The organism is Actinoplanes awajinensis subsp. mycoplanecinus (assembly GCF_001509495.1).
Taxonomy (GTDB): domain Bacteria; phylum Actinomycetota; class Actinomycetes; order Mycobacteriales; family Micromonosporaceae; genus Actinoplanes; species Actinoplanes palleronii.
Window position 1 is genome coordinate 23,748 of the sequence record NZ_LLZH01000189.1, and the last position, 17,650, is coordinate 41,397.

Here is a 17,650-nt window from a genome sequence, read left to right on the forward strand (position 1 = left end):
GGCCGGCCGGGCACACCTGGGGCATGTTTCCGGCGGAGAACCTGCGTGAATGGCGAGGCCACAAGGTCATCGACCCATCCGGCGACAAGATCGGCGAGCTGGAGGCGGTGTACGTCGACACCGCGAGCGACGAGCCGTCCTTCATCACGGTGCGGGTCGGCTTCATCGGCCGGCACCGGCTGGTCTTCGTGCCGCTGGCCGGCGCGACGGTGAAACCGGACGCGCTGCGGGTCCAGTTCCCGAAGAAGCTGGCCGGGGAGGCGCCGTCGATCGACGTCGACGGTGAGCTGACGGCGGTGGACGAACCGACGGTGTTCGCCCACTACGGGTTGCCGTACGTGCCCGGTGCGGGCGGCGAACGGCGCCTCGGCCGCCGCTGACTCAGCCGGGGTGCCGGGTGATCGGTTCCTGGCCGCCCCACAGTTCGACGACGGTGCCGCCGCGTCCGGTGCTGATCAGGTCGAGCACCACGGCGACCACGTCGGCGGGCGGGATCAGCGGCGGCGTCGCCGCCCGATCGGCCGGGGTTCGCGCGGCGAGCTGCGTTTGGGCCCGTTCCAGGCCGATCCAGTCCGGGACGGCACACATCACGCGTACGCCGTGCTCGGCGTCCAGCCCGCTCAGGCTCGTCGTGAGGCGCACCAGCCCGGCCTTGGCGGCCGCGTACTCCGGTGAACCGTAGGCGGCCTCGCCGGAGCCCGCACTCGACCCGATGGTGACGATCGCGCCCCCGCCCAGCCGCCGCATCGGCTCCAGGACCAGCTGGGTGAGCAGCATCGGCGCGGTCAGGTTGAGAGCGATGCTCGCGATCCAGTCGTCCGGCGCCGCCCACGGGTACTGCTGCCCGCCCGCCGTCCACCCGCCCGCGTTGTTGACCAGCACGTGCGGCCCACCCCGCGCGACGGCGGCGTCCACCACGCCCCTGGCCTGCTCCGGCTCCCGGATGTCGGCCCGCATCGCGACGGAACCTCGCCCGGCCGCCCGTGCGCTCTCCTCGGCGGCGGCCAGGTCGACATCCGCGACCACCACGGCGAACCCGGCGCGTGCCAGCCCGCCGGTGATCTCCCGGCCGAGCCCGGACCCGCCCCCGGTGACGATCGCCACGCGCTCACCAGTCACGCCCGCGCACCTCTCGCTCCTACGGAGTCCCGGAACACGCCGCGCACCTCTCGCTCCTACGGAGTCCCGGAACACGCCGCGCGCCCGGCGGGAGTCAGCCGGCCAGGGCATCCACCAGGCGGCGGGCCGAGCCGGCCAGGTTCCACCGCTCGGCCAGGGCCAGCAGCGCCTCCGGGTCGCGGGGCGCCTTCGGCAGGGTCGGATCGAATTCCGGAAGCGTCACGTCGAGGGCCACCAGGCACACCGGCAGTGCCTTCGCCAGATAGTCCCGCCCGGCGTTCAGCCTGGTGCGCACGCCCGGCGCGAACCCGGACTCCGGGTCGTCGAGCGCGGTCATGATCTCGGCGATCCCGCCATACCGCTCGATCAGCCGCGCCGCGGTCTTCTCGCCGACGCCGGCCACCCCGGGCAGCCCGTCGCTGGCGTCGCCCCGCATCGCCGCGAAGTCCGCGTAATACCGCGCCGGAACCCCGTATTTCGCCTGGACCAGGGCCTCGTCGGCGTCCTCGAGCTTGGCGACGCCGCGCCCGCAGTAGAGCAACCGGGTGCCGCGTGCGTCGTCGACCAGCTGGAACAGGTCACGGTCGCCGGAGACCACCTCGACCGGCGCGGGCTGGGTCGCCGCGAGCGTGCCGAGCACGTCGTCGGCCTCATACCCCGGCACGCCGAACGCCGGGATGCCGACCGCCGCGAGCACCTCGAGCAGCACCGGCACCTGCCGCTCCAGCGACGCCGGCACCTCCTCGACGTCACCGTGGGCGACCCGATGCCCCTTGTACGACGGCACCAGCGCCACCCGCCAGGCCGGCCGCCAGTCGGCGTCGAGCGCGCAGACCAGCCGGTCGGGCCGCCGGGTCCGCACCAGCTGGGCGATCATGTCGAGGAACCCGCGGATCGCGTTGACCGGCTCACCGGCCTCGGTCTGCGCGGCCTTCTCCGGGATGCCGTGGAACGCGCGGAAATACAGGCTCGGGGCGTCGACGGCGAGCAGTGGTCGAGTCACGCGCTAAACCCTGCCACACGGGTACGACATAATCCCGCAGGAGTCATCCGGCCGCCTGGCTCCAGGTGTCCTTCACCGCCATCATCTGCGCGGTCTTGGCCGGATCACGGTCGACCAGGTCGCCGAGCACCGCGTCGATCCCGGCGAGCACGTCGCCGGTCAGGCGGGCACCTGCCGCACCGGCGTTCTCGGTCACCTGCTCCGGCCGGGTCGCGCCGATGATCGCCGAGCTGACCCCGTCCTGCCGCAACGTCCAGGCGACCGCGAGCTGGGCCATCGACAGCCCGGCCGCGTCGGCGAGCGGGCGCAGTCCCTGGACCCGCTCCAGCAGCTCGCCGCCGAGCACCCGCCGGATGAACCGCGGCCCGCGTCCGCCGCTCACCGCGCGGGACCCCTCCGGAGCCGGCCGGCCGGGCTGGTACTTGCCGGTCAGCACGCCCTGCGCGAGCGGCTGGAACACCACCTGGCCGATGCCCTCGTCGCGGCAGAGCGGCAGCACCTCGGGCTCGATCACCCGCCAGAGCATGTTGTACTGCGGCTGGTTGGCCACGATCCGGCTGCGCAGCCCCAGCTCACCGGCGAGGTCGAGCGCGGCGCGGATCTGCGGGGCGGTCCACTCCGAGACGCCCAGGTAGAGCACCTTGCCCTGGCGTACCAGGTCGTCGAAGGCGATCAGCGTCTCGTCCAGCGGGGTGCCGTCGTCGAACCGGTGGGCCTGGTAGAGGTCGACGTAGTCGGTGCCGAGCCGGGTCAGCGAGGCGTGGCAGGCCTCCATGATGTGCTTGCGGGACAGGCCACGGTCGTTCGGCCCGTCGCCGGTCGGCAGGCACACCTTCGTCGCGATCTCCACCGACGAGCGGCGCACCGGGCGCAGCGCCTCGCCGAGCACCTGTTCGGCCGCGCCCTGGGCGTAGACGTCGGCGGTGTCGAACGTCGTGATGCCGGCGTCCAGGGCGGCGCGGATGCACTCCAGCGCCGGTTCCCGGCCGACCAGCTCGCCGTGGGTCAGCCAGTTGCCGTAGGTGATCTCGCTGAGGTGCAGGCCGCTACGCCCGAGACGTCGATGATCCACAGGAGTCGATCTTACCGGGGGAGGCCCGGACGGGATGTCCCGTCCGGGCCTCGAGCGCCCGGGGCAGTCCCGCGGGCCGGTCCGGCGAAGGCCTGACGGCCTCACTCGTTGTGCAGCACCTGCGCGATGCTCACCCGGGCCGCGGCGCGGGCCGGCAGCAGCGCGCCGAACACCGCGATCAGCACCCCGCTGAGGACCAGCAGGGCGAGCAGCCCCGGCTGCCACACCCGCAACACCTCGCCCGGCAGCCGGATCGCGGCGGCCTTCGCGGCGAGCGGCACGATGAACCGGTGCGCCACCATCCCGAGCGGGATGCCGGCCAGCCCGCCGGCCACCCCGAGCGCGGCCACCGAGGTGACCATCATGGCCACCACCTGGCGCGGGGTCATCCCGATCGACTTGAGCATGCCCAGGTCGCGGCGCCGGTCGTGCACGGTGAGCGCGACGGTGTTCAGCACGCCGAGCGCGGTCACCACGGCCAGCAGCACCGACACCACGCCGGCGAAACTCGTCACGACCACCGCGAAGGAGTTGTCCCCGGCGTCGTTCCACGAGTAGAGCCCGGGATCGGCGGCCCGGACCGCGGCGGCGTACCCGTCCAGGTCGGTGCCCTCGGTCACCTGCACCTGGTAGCGGTACTCGAACGGGATGAGCTTGCGGCCCGGGTCGAGCTGGTCGAGCAGCTGCCAGTCGGCGAACAGGCCCACCGGCCCGGGCGCGCCGCTCATCGTCTCGCCGACCACGGTGATCGCCCGGCGGCCGCCGCCGAGCACCACGGTGAGCTGGTCACCCACGCGCAGGCCGCGACGGTTGAGCAGCTGGGACGGCGCCACCACCTGGTCCGGCCCGTCGATCCAGTGGCCCTCCAGCAGCTGGGCTTCGTACCCCATCGCGGCGACCTCGCCGCGACCGAAATTGACCAGGATGGGCTCGCTCGACCCGACCACCGACACCGACTGGTTGAGGTAGGTGGCGATCCGGGCGGTGCCGGGCATGCCGCGCAGCAGCTCCTCGACCTGGGCATCGGTGCGGGTGGTGGTGGCGCGCTCGTCGGTGTTGTAGGCGCGCACCCCGATCTGGCCGGCGGCCTGGTCGCCGAGGCCGGTGATCCGCACGACCGAGTCGGACAATCCGACCGCGAAGGTGACGGTGGTGACGCCGAGCACCAGCGTGGCCAGGGTCAGCGCGGTCCGGCCGGGCCGGGCAAACGGCAGGCCCAGACCGAGGCTGACCGGGCGCGGGAGCCGGGTGGCGCTCAGGGCGCGTTGCACGCGCAGGCCGTGCCCCCGGCGCGGCGCGCTGCCGGCCGAGATGACCTCGGCCGCGGAGAGGCGGTGGGCACGGCGGGCGGGCAGCAGTGCGGCCAGCAGGACGATCATCGGTACGCCGATCAGCCCGGCCGCCCACACCCACGCCCGGGTACCCGCCTCCTGCCCGAAGCCCAGCCCGCGGAACGTGCTGACCAGCATCGGCTGCGCCGCGTTCGCACCGAGGAGCGTGCCCAGCACCGCCCCGGCCATCGCCGGCACGCCGACCATGGTCAGGTAGACCGCGACCACCTGGCGCGGGGTGAAGCCGATCGCCTTGAGCACGCCGATGTGCCGGAGCCCGGACACCACCGCTCCGCTCACCACGTTCCCCACGATGATCACGGCGACCAGCAGCCCGAGCACGCCGAACGTGGCCAGGAACGGCAGGTAGGTGCCCGGCTGGGCGGCCGCCTTCTCCTTCAGCACCAGGTACGGCTGGGCCGCGAGCAACGCGCCGCCGGGGAGCCCCGTGGTCACCCCGGCCACGCGGGCCTTCAGCGCGTCCCGCGTCGCCACGTCACCGGCGAACCGGTACAGCATCTGTGTCGCGGTCGGGTGCAGCGCGGCTGCCTGGGCCGGTGTCACCCAGCCGTCGGCCGAGCCGCTGATGCTGAACGCCCACCCGACCACCCGCAGGGTCACCCCGCCCGCGGTCACCGTGGTGGTGTCGGCGAACGGCCCGAGGTCGTAGTCGTCCGGGTGCGGCTCGGCGGCCAGCACGATCTCGCCCGGCCCGGACGGCCACCGGCCGTGCCAGAGATCCAGCTGATCGACGGCCCCGCCCGGGCCGGCGCGCCCGGCCACGGTGAGCGGCCGGCCGCCGAGGAACGACCCGGCGTCCCCGGCGGGCTCGATCACCACCTGCGGGAACGGCCCGGCCCTCGCGGTCAGCCCGGCGCTCGCCCCGATGAGCTGGTCGTCGCTGACCCGGGCCGGATCGTAGGTGGCGACCACCTGCGCGCCGCGCTGCGCCTCGAACGCCCGGTCGAACGGCGCGGACACCGCGTCCAGCAGGGCCAGCGAGACCACCCCGGTGGCCGTGCAGAGCAGCACCACCAGGCCGATCACGAAGGTCTGCAGCTTGCGGCGGCGCACCGCGGCCCGCGCCGCCCGCCAGACCGCGCTCACAACCGCTCCAGGGCGGACTCGCGGACGACCTTGCCGTCGCCCAGCTCGACCAGCCGGCTCGCGCAGCGGTGCGCCAGTCGCTCGTCGTGCGTGACGATCAGCAGCGTCTGACCGATCTGGTTCAGATCCAGCAGCAGGTCCATCACCTGGTCGCCGGCCTTGCTGTCCAGGGCGCCGGTCGGCTCGTCGGCGAGCAGCAGGGCCGGCCGGTTCATCAGCGCCCGGGCCACCGCGACCCGCTGCCGCTCGCCGCCGCTGAGCGCGGCCGGATAGACGTTGCGCCGGTCGGCGATGCCCAGCTCGCCGAGCAGCTCCAGGGCGCGCTCGCGGGCCGGGCCGGCCTTGCTGCCGGTGAGCTGCGCGGCCAGGGCCACGTTGTCCAGCGCGGGCAGGTCGTCCAGCAGGTTGAAGAACTGGAAGATCATCCCCAGGTGGTGGCGGCGGAACAGCGCCAGCCCGGTCTCGGTCATCGTGTCCAGCCGCTCGCCGTGCACCTCGACGGTGCCGGCGGTCGGCCGGTCCAGCCCGGCGATCATGTTGAGCAGCGTGGACTTGCCGCACCCGGACGGGCCCATCACGGCCACCGCCTCGCCGGGGTAGATCTCCAGGGACACCCCGTCCAGGGCGGCGGTCTCGCCGTACTCCTTGCGCACCCCGTCGAGGCGCACCACCGGTCTCTCGGTCGTCATGGCCGGAACGCTACGAAAGACCCGGCGCCGTCCGCATCGGACCGTGGTCTGACATTCCCGGGGCGTCATACCAGGGATGTAGGCGCCGTACGTGCAGGGGTGGATGTGCCCGTGGCGGCCTTCTGCCAAGGTGTGTCCCGTGGGAACGATGTGGCTGGCAGGTGCGCTGGCGGTGGCCTGCGCGGCCGCCGCCGGGCTGGGGTTCGCGCTGGTGCGTGCCCGGCGCCGGCACGCCCGGGCGATGGGGGAGCGGGGCTGGCTGCTGGAGCGCGAGCGGGAGATCGCGTCGCGGTCCGCGGTGGAGCAGGAGCGCGCCCGGATCGCCCGCGAGCTGCACGACATCGTCTCGCACAACGTCAGCGTGATGATCGTGCAGACCACGGCGGCCCGTGAGGTGCTGACCTCGCTGCCGGAGGCGGCGGCCGGCGCGCTCACCGAGGTGGAGCGGGCCGGCCGCACCACGATGACCGAGCTGCGCCACCTGCTGGGCCTGCTGGCGCCGGACGCCGGCGGCGCCGACGAGCCGGTGTCCGACACAGATCTCGCGCCCCAGCCCAGCCTGCGGGTCTTGAGCCGGCTGGTCGACCGGATCGCGTTCGCCGGCCTGCCGGTCGAGGTGCGGGTCTCGGGCGAGCCGCGGCCGCTGCCGTCCGGTGTCGACGTCACCGCCTACCGCATCGTGCAGGAGGCGCTGACCAACGCGCTCAAGCACGGCGCCGGCGGCAAGGCCGAGGTCACCATCCGGTATGCGGATCGCGCCCTGCGCGTCGAGGTGCTCACCACCGGTCCCAGCGTGCTCACCGGGGACGGCGCGCCGCCGGGCGGCGATCGGGACGGCGGCGGGTCCGGTCGCGGTCTGCTCGGCTTGCGGCAGCGAGTCTCGGTGTACGGCGGTGACCTCGACGCCCGGCGCCGCCTCGGCGGAGGGTTCCGGGTCCGGGCCCGCATCCCGCTGGAGGGGCCGTGACGTCGTCCCCGCGCGTGCTGGTCGTCGACGACCAGGAGCTGATCCGCGCCGGTTTCCGGCTGATCCTCACCGCCCGGGGCATCGACGTGGTCGGTGAGGCCGCGGACGGCGCCGAGGCGGTCAGCGAGGAGCAGCGGCTGCGCCCCGACGTGGTGCTGATGGACATCCGGATGCCGGTGCTGGACGGTCTCGAGGCCACCCGCCGGATCCTGGCGCGGGGCCCCGGCTGCCGGGTGCTCATGCTGACCACCTTCGACCTGGACCGGTATGTCTACGCCGCGCTCGCCCTCGGCGCCAGCGGCTTCCTGCTCAAGGACGTGACCGCCGACCACCTGGCCGCCGCGGTCCGGCTGGTCGGCACCGGCGACGCGCTGCTCGCCCCGTCGATCACCCGGCGCCTGGTGCAGCGGTTCGCCGCCGACCCGGCCGCCCGCCCGGCCGTGCACCGCGACCTGTCCCCGCTCACCCCGCGCGAGACCGAGGTGCTCGCCCTGCTCGGCCGAGGCCGGTCCAACACCGAGCTGGCCGCCGATCTGAGCCTCAGCGAGGCCACGGTGAAGACCCACGTGGCCAGGATCTTCGCCAAGCTCGACCTGCGCGACCGCGCCCAGGCGGTCGTCCTGGCGTACGAAACGGGCCTGGTCACCCCCGGTGCTGAAAATTGTCGGACCCGTGTTCTAGGTTGCCGCACATGGGGAGCCTGAGTGGGGACGTGCTCGACGAGCTGGCCCGCGCCGGTCGCATCGACGCGGTCCGTGACCTGCTGTGTGCCGCCGGTGAGGCCGAGCGGATGGCCTTCGGCCCCGAGGTCGCCGCCCGGCTGCGGGCGATGCGGGCGGCGGACTGGCAGGCCGAGTTCGACCCGGCCGGGTCCTACGTGCTGGCCGTGCTCGGTTCGGCGCCGACGGCCGCCGCGGCGGAGAGCCTGCTGTGCCGCCGGGACCTCCGCGACAAGTGGGGCCGCGTGCCGGTGGAGCACGCCCTCGCGGTGCTCCACGCCCGCAAGCCGCCCTGGTGCGGCGACCTCGGGGTCCGGCTGGGTGCCCGGCTCGGCGGCGACGACCCGTGGGCCCACGGCTGGCAGCTGGTGGCAGCCCTCTGCGCCGAGGGCGGGGTGACCCCGCCGGTGCCGAGCGGCGTGATCGCCGGCTGGATCGGCCATCTGCAGTGGCCCGGGCTGGCCGCGTCCCGGCTCGTCCCGTTCGCCGGGCGGCTCCGCGCCGATCCGCACCTCGACCTGCTGCTGCCCGTGGTCTTCGAGGCCGACCGGACCGGTGTCGACCTGACCGCCGCCGACTGGGATCCGCGCACCAAGTCGCACGTCGGCCCGCCGGCCTTCCCGGCCGCCGTCGCCGGGCTGGTCGCCGAGGGCCGCCTCGATCGCGGGCGGATCCTGTCCGCCACCGTCGCACGGCTGGCCCGGGGCGGCAGCGCCACCGAACTCCGGGCGTTCGCCCTGCTGCACGCCGCCCTCGGGCCCAGTGTCCCGGAGCTGGCCGCGCACCTCGGTGGTTATGCGCGGATGCTGACCGCCGCCCCGGCCCCGGTCGCCGGCCTGGCCCAGCGCTGCCTGCGCGCCGTCGACAAGGCCGGCCTCCTCGACCTGGACACCGTGCTGTCCGCCGGGGCACTGGTGCTGGCCGGTCCGGTGAAGTCCCTGGCCAAGGCCCAGCTGGTGTGGTTCGGCACGCTCGCCACCCGGGAACCCGCCCGGCTCGCCGAGATCCTGGAGACCGCCGCGATCGCGCTCGACCACCCCGCGCCCGAGCTCCGGGAGCGTGCGCGCACCCTGATCGAGCAGCACACCGCCCGGCCGGCTCCCGGCGCCGCGGGTGTGCCATCAAACAGACCGGAAGCGTTCCTGCCTGTCCCCATGGTTGAACGACCGTTAAGCTGACCCGGTGACCGTGGATCGAATGCTTCCCACCCCTGAGGCACACGACCTGCTCGACCTGACCAGTGAGCTCGCCACCCGTGAGCTGGCCGGCAAGGTCGACGACTATGAGGCGCGGGGCGAGTTCCCCCGGGAGGTCCTGCGCACGCTGGGACGTGCCGGACTGCTCGGTTTGCCGTACCCGGAAAGCGACGGAGGCGCTGCCCAACCGTACGAAATCTATCTTCAGGTTTTGGAGATCCTGGCCGGGACCTGGCTCGGCATCGCCGAGGCCGTCAGTGTGCACACGTTGTCCTGTTTCCCGGTCGCGGCCTTCGGCAGCGAACGACAGCGCAAAGCGCTGCCGGAGATGCTCGGCGGCGAGTTGCTCGGCGCCTACTGCCTCTCCGAGCCGCAGGGTGGCTCGGACGCGGCGAGCCTGACCACCCGCGCCGTGCCGGACGGGGACGACTGGCTGGTCAACGGCACCAAGGCGTGGATCACGCACGGCGGTTTCGCGGATTTCTACAACATCTTCGTGCGCACCGGCGGGCCCGGGCCGAAGGGCATCTCCTGCCTGATCGCCGACGCGAACACGCCGGGGCTGCTGCCGCAGGCCCGCGAGCGGCTGATGGGCCTGCGGTCGTCGGCGCCGGCGCAGATCGTCCTGGAGGACGCGCGGATCCCGCACGACCGCCTGGTCGGCGGCGAGGGTGAGGGCTTCGCCATCGCGATGCGGGCGCTCGACTCCGGGCGGCTCGGGATCGCGGCGTGCGCGGTCGGGCTCGCCCAGGCCGCGACCGACTACGCGGTCGGGTATGCCCGGGACCGGGAGCAGTTCGGTCAGCCGATCGGTCGGTTCCAGGGTGTCGGCTTCATGCTGGCCGACATGGCCACCCAGGTGTCCGCGGCCCGGGCGTTGCTGCTGGCGGCAGCGCGGTTGAAGGACGCCGGGCGACCGTTCTCGATCGAGGCGGCGAAGGCGAAACTGTTCGCCACCGACGTCGCGATGCGGGTCACCACCGACGCGGTGCAGGTGCTCGGCGGGTACGGCTACGTCGCCGATCACCCGGTCGAGCGCTGGTTCCGTGAGGCCAAGGTGCTGCAGATCGTCGAGGGCACCAACCAGATCCAGCGGATGGTGATCGCCCGGTCGCTGACCGGCTGAGGCGCGTGGTTCGCCCGGTCGGTACTGTTACCGCCGTGGAAGAGATCGACCGGGCGATCGTGTCAGCCCTGACCGCGGACGGCCGATTGTCGTACACCGACTTGGCCGAGCGGGTGGGCCTGAGTGTCTCCGCCGTGCACCAGCGCGTTCGCCGGCTCGAGCAGCGCGGGGTGATCGCGGGGTATACGGCGAAGGTGTCGTACGAGGCGCTCGATCTGCCGCTGACCGCGTTCGTGGCGATCCGCCCGTTCGACCCGTCCCAGCCGGACGACGCCCCCGAACGGCTGGCCCACCTCTCCGAGATCGACTCGTGTTACTCGGTGGCCGGTGAGGACTTCTACATGCTCCTCGTCCGGGTGAAGAGTCCGCTGGATCTGGAGCGGTTGCTGCAGGACATCCGTACGGCGGCGAACGTGACCACGCGCACGACCGTGGTGCTGTCCACGCCTTACGAGAACCGGCCGCCCCGGATCGCCCCGCCCGCCACGGCGGAGTAGCAGGTGTGGTGTTACCGCCTAGCCTCCTAGGAAGCTGTAAAGCGGGTGTCCAGGCTGGCACCCTCAACAACGGAGGCCCGTGACGGGTCCGCACGGCGCGCGTTGTCCTCACGACACGAGCGAGAGGCGGACGACCATGCGACGACGAACCCTGCTGACCGCCGGAGCGGCCGTGGCGTCGGCGAGCGTGGCCGGCGCCTGGGCCTACGCGGCCGGGCGGACCGGGGTCGCGCCGCTCGCCGTACCGTCGGTGCCACCCGGCCGGGAACGCTGCGAGCTGCGGTACTCGAAGGCGCGCGGGGCGACCGTCGACTTCTACACCGCGGTGCCGGCCGGGCACGGTGACGGCGCCGGGCTGCCGGTCTGCCTGGTCCTGCACGGCGGCTCGAAACGTCCGGCCGATTTCGCGCAGCTGGGCCTGGGCCGGTTCCTGACCGACGCGGTGAACCGGGGCGCGCCACCGTTCGTGCTGGCCGGCGCGACCGGGGACCGGCTGTCCTGGCAGCCGAACGGGACCGACGACCCGCAACGGATGGTGCACGAGGAGTTGCCGGCGTGGTGCGCGGCCCGGGGTTACGACACCGGCCGGCTGGCGGCGTGGGGCTGGTCGATGGGCGGCTACGGGTCGTTGCTGCTGGCCGAGGCGTTCCCGCAGTTCGTCCGGGCGGTGGCCGCGTTCTCCCCGTCGGTCGTCCCCGGCGACGCGGTGTTCCAGGCCACCGGCCGGCTGACCGGCACGCCGGTGGGGTTGTGGTGCGGCCGCGACGATCCGCTGTATGCCAACGTGCGCGCCCTGCGCCGGGCGCTGCCGGCGCTGCCGGAGGTCGAGGCGTTCGGGCCGGGAAAGCACAACTTCGGGTACTGGAGCACGCTGCTCCCGGCCGCCTTCACCTTCCTCGGCACCCGCCTGACCAGCCCGGCACCGACCCCACGCTGACCTCCTCGCCGCCCGCGGGACGGCGCGGCGGGCTGCGGAAACGCCGACCCACCGCCCGGAAATGCGGACGACTCCCGTCCCACCGCCGGGATAGCCTGCGGCGCATGCCGTCCCGCCGCCGTCCGATCACCGTCCCGGAGGAGTTCGCCGCCTGGCGGATCCGGCTCGACGGCGCCGGCGGCCGGGACTGGATCACCACCCTGCCGGACCGGGTCGACGACCTGCTCGACCGCTGGTGCCTGACGCTCGACGGCACCCCGCCGCTGCACGGCTCCCAGGCCCTCGTCCTCATGGTCACCCGCGACGACCGCCGCCTGGCGTTGAAGGTGAGCGCGCCCCAGGACCGGACGACCGCCCAGGAGGCGATCGGCCTGCGCGCCTGGAACGGCAACGGGACCGTCGAGCTGCTCGCCGACGAGCCCGGCGCGCTGCTGCTCGAGCGCCTCGACCACACCCGGACCCTGCACGCCGTCCCGCTGACCGAGGCCGCCGAGATCGCCGGAACGCTGATCCGCACGCTCGCGATCCCGCCGCCGCCGGGCGTTGCGACCCTGCCGGACGTCGTGGCCGGCATCGCGGAAACCCTGAAGGCTCGTCAGCGCAAGCTCGGCGATCCGGTTCCCGACCGCTGGCTCTGCGAGGCTATCCGGTACGCGGGGGAGCTCCCGTCCGCCGGCGTCCCCGTCCTGATCCACGCCGACCTGCACTACGGCAACATCCTGGCCGGCACGCGCACGCCGTGGCTGGCCATCGACCCGCGCCCGCTGGCCGGCACCCCGGAGTACTCGATCCCGGAACTCCTCTGGACCCGCGCCGACGACCTGCACGCACCCGCCGACGTCCACCACCTGCTGTCCGTCCTGGTCGACACCGCCGCCCTCAACCCGGAGCTGGCCCGCGGCTGGGCGATCACCCGCTGCGTCGACTACTGGCTGTGGGGCACCGAACACGGCCTGACCCTCGACCCACCCCGCACCGCCAAAATCCTGTCCGCCCTGCTCCCCCTCTGACCGCCCCGACACCACCACCAGCCGCACGATCCCAGCTGGCGCTGGCGCCTGTCTCCCGCCCGGGCGAGGACCGCCACCGCCAGCCCCACGTGTCCGGCTGGCACCCAGGGGTGTCTCGCGCCGTTGTGGCACCCCCGGGCGCCAGCTGCACGTGTCCGGCTGGCGCCCAGGGGTGTCTCGCGCCGTTGTGGCACCCCTGGGCACCAGCCGTGCGACTGCGGCTGGTCCGCAGCGGTGTCTCGCGGTGGTTTTGGGACCTCTGCGGGTCAGCCGGAGGCGCGCGGCTGGCGCTCGCGGTGGGGACCGTCGGCACCGGCTGGGCGGGTCTGGCTGGGGCTGGGGGCTGTGTCGCGCTTGTCTGGCGGCGCTGGGAGCCAGCCGCACGGGCGCCGCGGGGACGGTTCGGCGAGGGGCTAACTGTCAGGGACTTAGCGTGGCGGGGCTCATGTCGTAAAAAAAGTGAGGAACCGAACCGCATGATCGAGCAGGCTGTCTCTCATGCTCTGCGCCTCGCGCAGAGCTGGCCGCACTGGGACGGGACGCCGATCCCGGCCGATGACCGGTTCTACACACCGCACAAGGCGATCCGCCGGATCGGTGACCATCTGATCGACCACCTCGCCGAGGTGGAGGCGCGGCTGGCCGGGGTCCCGACGATCCCGGACCGCTGGCACGCGTCGGCGATCACCACGCCGGGGGATCTGGCGGTGTTCACCGCGGCGGACCTGGCCGAGGCGGAGAGTCGGCTGACCAGGTTGGCGCAGATCTGGACGGTGCGGCTGGCCGGGCTCACCGCGGAGCAGCTGGACCACCGTGAGCCCGGCGCCTGGACGATCCGGGAGATCGCCGAGCACCTGTCCGACACGTATTACGCGGACGCCGTCGGCTGGCTGTCAGAGGTCCCTCAGGTCGGGTGAGGCACCCCTGGGGCCCAGCCGGCCCAGCTTGCGCAGGCGCAGGACCGGTCCTGACCCGCCGGTTTCCGGGACTCCGGCGGCGAGCGCGCGTTCCTCGTACCGGAAATGGTTTCCATGATGGCCGCGAGACCGTCCAGTTCGCGCTGGACCGCGCCCGGCGGGCCGTCCGCGAGTCCCGCGACGCCCGGGCGAACGACGACCACATCCCGCGGCGGCCAGGAGACGGCGGCCGGGAGACCGCGGCCGAAAGCGGCGGCCGGGAAGCAGTGGCCGGGAAAGCGCCGGCCGGGGAAGCGAGCGTCAGCTCGCCAGCCACTGCTCGTGGGCGGTGGCCAGCCGGGTCCACAGGTTGTCGCGCTCGGCCGCGGTGAACTCGGCGAAGGTGATCCCGAAGACGTCCGCGAGCGCCGTGAAATAGTCGTCCCGCCTGGTCAGCTCGGTGCGGGACGGCTCGTCGCCGACCCGGGTGAGCACCAGGTTGCGCACGATGTCGGCCCCGGTGGCGTCCCGTCGCGCGGCCGTGGCGATCCGCACGAACCCGGACTCCGGCGACGTCGACAGGTGCTCGTGCTGGCCGGCGAACGCGGACATCCCGGTGGGTTCGGCCCGGAAGTCCATGCCGAGGAACGAGCCGCGCGGATCGTGGTCGAAGCGCCAGCCACCGGGTTCCGCCTCGGACGGCCGCAGCCGGTAGACGAACGGCCCCTGCCGGTGCTCGCCGGCCACCAGGGGCAGCGGCCCGTGCAGCCCGTCGCCCATGCCGAGGTCGACCAGCCAGGCACCGCCGGGCGCGTCGGCCGAGGGTAGCCCGGTGACGGTCAGGACCAGGTGGTTGGCGCTGGCCCCGGCCGGCTGCCCGGCGTTGCCCTGCACCCCGCCGACGTGCCGGGTGACCTGGTAGCCGAGGGTGTGCAGCAGCGCGGAGAACGCCCCGTTGAGGTGGTAGCAGTACCCGCCGCGCCCGGCCAGGATCCGCCGGGTGGACTCGGCCGGGTCGATGCCGGTGGGCCGGCCGAGCCAGATCTCCAGACATTCGTACGGCACGCGCTCGGCGTGTGCCCGGTGCAGCGCGTGCAGACCGGGCACGCTGGGCGCCTGCCCGGCCAGCTCGTCGAGCCCGAGCCGCCGCAGATATGCGACATCGTCCATGCCTGGACCCTATCGACGGAGAACACATGATTATCGTTGCCGGTGAGTTGCGGGTGCCCGCCGAGGACCGTGAGCGCTACCTGGCCGGGGTGGCGGAGGTGACCCGCTCGGCCCGTCGCGCGCCGGGCTGCCTGGAGTTCGCCCAGTCCGCCGACCCGCTCGAACCGGGCCGCATCCTGATCCACGAACGGTGGGACTCCGACGCGGACCTGCTGCGGTTCCGCGAGTCCGGCGGCCCGGAGCCGGACCTGCCGCCGGTGCTCTCCGCCGACGTCAAGAAGTACCGGATCTCCGGGGTGGAAGCGCCCTAGCCCCGCTCGGCCCAGGCGCACGCGGTGCGGTAGGGCAGGGTGTAGGTGTCCTTGCCGAGCAGGGCCGGGTGAGTGGCGGTGAGCTGGCGGACCTGGGCGAGCACCGCGGCCCGTTCGTCGGCCGGGAGCAGGATGACGCCGCTGCGCGAGGCGACCAGGTCGAGCAGCTCGCCGGGCTGCACGGTGTGTGCCCAGTCGAAGGTGGCGGTGCTGACCGGGCCGAACGGCGGGCCCATCGTGGTGTCGCGGGCGCGGTCCTCGCGGCCGATGATGGCGCCGAGGCGCTCCACCCAGTCGGCGCGTTCGTCGCGCAGGTTCCACAGCACGCCGAGCCGGCCGCCGGGGGTGAGCACCCGGGCGATCTCCGGCAGGGCGCGGGCCGGGTCGATCCAGTGCCAGGCCTGCGCGACCAGGACCACGTCGGCGCTGGCGTCCGGCAGCGGGATCCGTTCGGCGGTGCCGAGGTGGGCGGGCACCTCCGGCACGGCCCGGCGCAGCTCGCCGAGCATCCCCTCGGACGGGTCGACGGCGATCACGTCGAGCCCGCGCGCCCGGATCTGCCGGGTCAGTTTGCCGGTGCCGGCCCCCAGGTCCAGCACACGAGGCCGACCGGCGGGCAGCAGAAAATCAAGAGCGCTTTCCGGGTACGGCGGACGGCCCCGTTCGTAGGCCCCGGCTGCCGAGCCGAACGAGGAGGCGCCGGGGGCGGTACCGAAGGGATCCACGACGGTGACCCTATCCACAGCACCGGGAAAGATCACCGGGTGTGTTTCGGATCCGTGGCGATCGGGCAGTTCTCTGAGCGAAGCAACCGCAGCTAGCGACCACGGAGGGTTCACCGATGAGCATCACCGACAAGGCGAAGAACAAGGCCGAAGAGCTCGCCGGTAAGGCGAAGCAGGCCGTCGGCAACGCGACGGACAACGAGAGCCTGGTTGCCGAGGGCGTTGCTCAGGAGACCGCCGCGCACGCCAAGCAGGCCGGCGAGCACGTGAAGGACGCCGGCAACGACGTCCGCGACGCGTTCAAGTAGACCCAAGCGCACCAAAAGGCCCCGGCGGTTCGCCGGGGCCTTTTGCCGTCAGATGGCGAGAGCCGCGTCGGCTTCCTGCTTGCGCCACCACTCCTGGCCGGTCTTCGGCAGCGTGTCGATCGGGTCGTAGTAGGCGTAGAGCTTGGTCAACGCCTCGCTGTCGTCCTTCTCGATCGACGTGCGGTAGTTCTTCGTCCAGTACGAGATGCCGTGCTCACGGTCGTAGTCGGCGATCATGTGCACCCAGCGCTTGCCGACGAACGGCACGTCGCAGACGATCCGCGGCGTCGCATACCCCGGCAGGTAGCCCATCAGGTCGTGCTGCAGCTGCTGGGCGTGCCAGACCGGCACCCGCCAGTGCTCCGCGTTCGGGATCATGTCGCACATGTAGAAGTAGTACGGCAGGATCCCGGCCTCGCCCTGCAGCGCGAAGCACAGGTCGAGCAGGTCGGGCGCGGTGGCGTTGACGCCGCGCATCAGCACGCCCTGGTTGCGCACGTCGCGCACGCCGACCTCGAGCAGCGTCCGGGTGGCCTTGGCGACCAGCGGCGTCAGCGAGTTCACGTGGTTGACGTGGGTGTGCACGGCCAGGTTGACCCCGCGGCGCTCGGCGGTGACCGCGACCCGGTGCATGCCCTCGACCACGTCGTCCTGCAGCCAGTGCTGCGGCAGGCCCATCAGCGCCTTGGTGGCCAGCCGGATGTCGCGCACGGTCGGCACCGACAGCAGACCCATCAGGTACGCCTCGAGCTGCTTCCACGGCACGTTGGCCACGTCGCCACCGGAGACCACCACGTCGCGGACGCCCGGGTGCGCCTTCAGGTATTCCAGGTGGGCGGCGTACCGGTCGACCGGCTTCTGCACCAGTTTGAGCTTGGGCACCGTGGGGGTGCTGTTGCCGACCAGGTCCATCCGGGTGCAGTGCCCGCAGTACTGCGGGCAGGTGGAGAGCAGCTCGGCGAGCACCTTCGTCGGGTACCGGTGGGTCAGGCCCTCGGCGACCCACATGTCGTGCTCGTGCAGCGAGTCGCGGCTGGCGTGCGGGTGCGACGGCCAGGTCAGGTGCCGGTCGGTGGCGACCGGCAGCATGTACCGCCGGATCGGGTCGGCGTAGAACGAGGCCGTGTCGGGCACCTCGTGCGGCACCATGGTGTTGACCATCTGCGGCGGGATCAGCATGGACATGGTGGCCATCTGGAGCTGGTCTTTCTCCAGGTCGGCGTAGAACGACTCGTCGACGAGGTCGCCGAGCACGGCGCGCAGCTGCTTGATGTTCTTGACGCAGTTGACCCGCTGCCACTGCGAGGACTGCCACTGCGCGGCGGTGACGTCACGCCACCCGGGGAACCGGGTCCAATCCGGCTCGGCCAGCTCCCGCCGCTGGTACTCGTAGGGCTGTCCGGTCTCGAGATCGGTCACCTGGATTCCTCCCTGCCTCAGCTGTACAGATCAATCAAGCTACTGGAG

At 73.1% G+C, this 17,650-nt stretch carries 19 protein-coding genes; 11 read left to right on the plus strand and 8 right to left on the minus strand.

The features are described from left to right. Window positions 1-23: 23 nt before the first annotated feature. Window positions 24-380, plus strand: coding sequence for a PRC-barrel domain-containing protein (locus tag ADL15_RS20720; RefSeq protein ID WP_067693571.1), 357 nt, complete (start codon window positions 24-26; stop codon window positions 378-380). A 1-nt stretch (window position 381) separates the two neighbouring features. Here ADL15_RS20720 and ADL15_RS20725 read toward each other — a convergent pair whose 3' ends face one another. From ADL15_RS20725 to ADL15_RS20745, 5 genes are all read right to left on the minus strand, one after another. Then, window positions 382-1,119, minus strand: coding sequence for an SDR family NAD(P)-dependent oxidoreductase (locus tag ADL15_RS20725; RefSeq protein ID WP_198170911.1), 738 nt, complete (start codon window positions 1,117-1,119; stop codon window positions 382-384). Between the two features lie 94 nt (window positions 1,120-1,213). Next, a complete protein-coding gene (locus ADL15_RS20730) occupies window positions 1,214-2,122 on the minus strand; it encodes a 5'-3' exonuclease (RefSeq protein WP_067693577.1) in 909 nt (302 codons plus the stop codon). Window positions 2,123-2,165: 43 nt separating this feature from the next. Next, entirely contained in the window at window positions 2,166-3,194 is a 1,029-nt protein-coding gene (locus ADL15_RS20735) for an aldo/keto reductase family protein (protein WP_067693580.1), read from the minus strand. Between the two features lie 101 nt (window positions 3,195-3,295). Then, window positions 3,296-5,632: an ABC transporter permease gene (locus tag ADL15_RS20740; RefSeq protein WP_232344243.1), complete on the minus strand. Its 2,337-nt coding sequence runs from the start codon at window positions 5,630-5,632 to the stop codon at window positions 3,296-3,298. Beyond that, on the minus strand, window positions 5,629-6,321 hold the full coding sequence (locus tag ADL15_RS20745) for an ABC transporter ATP-binding protein (protein WP_067693583.1): 693 nt from the start codon (window positions 6,319-6,321) through the stop codon (window positions 5,629-5,631). Before ADL15_RS20745 ends, ADL15_RS20740 begins: the two co-directional genes overlap by 4 nt. A gap of 148 nt (window positions 6,322-6,469) precedes the next feature. Here ADL15_RS20745 and ADL15_RS20750 point away from each other — a divergent pair, with 148 nt between their 5' ends. The 8 genes from ADL15_RS20750 to ADL15_RS20785 all read left to right on the plus strand — a co-directional run bounded on the left by ADL15_RS20750 (window position 6,470) and on the right by ADL15_RS20785 (window position 13,690). Next, window positions 6,470-7,288, plus strand: a complete 819-nt coding sequence (locus tag ADL15_RS20750; protein WP_067693782.1) for a sensor histidine kinase — start codon at window positions 6,470-6,472, stop codon at window positions 7,286-7,288. Beyond that, entirely contained in the window at window positions 7,285-7,992 is a 708-nt protein-coding gene (locus ADL15_RS20755; RefSeq protein WP_067693586.1) for a response regulator, read from the plus strand. Before ADL15_RS20750 ends, ADL15_RS20755 begins: the two co-directional genes overlap by 4 nt. Further along, entirely contained in the window at window positions 7,980-9,185 is a 1,206-nt protein-coding gene (locus tag ADL15_RS20760) for a hypothetical protein (RefSeq protein WP_067693588.1), read from the plus strand. The genes ADL15_RS20755 and ADL15_RS20760 overlap by 13 nt, the downstream gene beginning before the upstream one ends. Before the next feature lie 4 nt (window positions 9,186-9,189). After that, a complete protein-coding gene (locus ADL15_RS20765; RefSeq protein ID WP_067693591.1) occupies window positions 9,190-10,329 on the plus strand; it encodes an acyl-CoA dehydrogenase family protein in 1,140 nt (379 codons plus the stop codon). 35 nt (window positions 10,330-10,364) lie between these two features. Beyond that, entirely contained in the window at window positions 10,365-10,826 is a 462-nt protein-coding gene (locus tag ADL15_RS20770; RefSeq protein WP_067693594.1) for an Lrp/AsnC family transcriptional regulator, read from the plus strand. 136 nt (window positions 10,827-10,962) lie between these two features. Further along, window positions 10,963-11,763, plus strand: coding sequence for an alpha/beta hydrolase (locus ADL15_RS20775; RefSeq protein ID WP_067693597.1), 801 nt, complete (start codon window positions 10,963-10,965; stop codon window positions 11,761-11,763). Between the two features lie 104 nt (window positions 11,764-11,867). Further along, the gene (locus tag ADL15_RS20780; protein WP_083971508.1) at window positions 11,868-12,773 is read left to right on the plus strand and encodes an aminoglycoside phosphotransferase family protein; all 906 of its coding nucleotides are present in this window, start codon (window positions 11,868-11,870) and stop codon (window positions 12,771-12,773) included. Window positions 12,774-13,249: 476 nt separating this feature from the next. Beyond that, window positions 13,250-13,690 carry a hypothetical protein gene (locus ADL15_RS20785; protein ID WP_067693600.1) on the plus strand — a complete coding sequence of 147 codons (441 nt, stop codon included), beginning with the start codon at window positions 13,250-13,252 and terminating at the stop codon, window positions 13,688-13,690. A 300-nt stretch (window positions 13,691-13,990) separates the two neighbouring features. On the opposite strand, the gene ADL15_RS20790 is transcribed toward ADL15_RS20785, so the two are convergent. After that, the gene (locus ADL15_RS20790) at window positions 13,991-14,839 is read right to left on the minus strand and encodes an arylamine N-acetyltransferase family protein (RefSeq protein ID WP_067693603.1); all 849 of its coding nucleotides are present in this window, start codon (window positions 14,837-14,839) and stop codon (window positions 13,991-13,993) included. A 26-nt stretch (window positions 14,840-14,865) separates the two neighbouring features. Between ADL15_RS20790 and ADL15_RS20795 the strand changes: the two genes are divergently transcribed. Beyond that, complete coding sequence (locus tag ADL15_RS20795; RefSeq protein ID WP_067693606.1) at window positions 14,866-15,150, plus strand: putative quinol monooxygenase; 285 nt, start codon at window positions 14,866-14,868, stop codon at window positions 15,148-15,150. On the opposite strand, the gene ADL15_RS20800 is transcribed toward ADL15_RS20795, so the two are convergent. Next, window positions 15,147-15,875, minus strand: coding sequence for a class I SAM-dependent methyltransferase (locus ADL15_RS20800; RefSeq protein WP_067693609.1), 729 nt, complete (start codon window positions 15,873-15,875; stop codon window positions 15,147-15,149). The two genes, ADL15_RS20795 and ADL15_RS20800, sit on opposite strands and share 4 nt — an antisense overlap. A 116-nt stretch (window positions 15,876-15,991) precedes the next feature. Between ADL15_RS20800 and ADL15_RS20805 the strand changes: the two genes are divergently transcribed. Further along, complete coding sequence (locus tag ADL15_RS20805) at window positions 15,992-16,183, plus strand: CsbD family protein (RefSeq protein WP_067693612.1); 192 nt, start codon at window positions 15,992-15,994, stop codon at window positions 16,181-16,183. A gap of 48 nt (window positions 16,184-16,231) precedes the next feature. Here ADL15_RS20805 and ADL15_RS20810 read toward each other — a convergent pair whose 3' ends face one another. Next, window positions 16,232-17,602 carry a KamA family radical SAM protein gene (locus tag ADL15_RS20810; RefSeq protein WP_157441485.1) on the minus strand — a complete coding sequence of 457 codons (1,371 nt, stop codon included), beginning with the start codon at window positions 17,600-17,602 and terminating at the stop codon, window positions 16,232-16,234. Window positions 17,603-17,650: the final 48 nt, after the last annotated feature.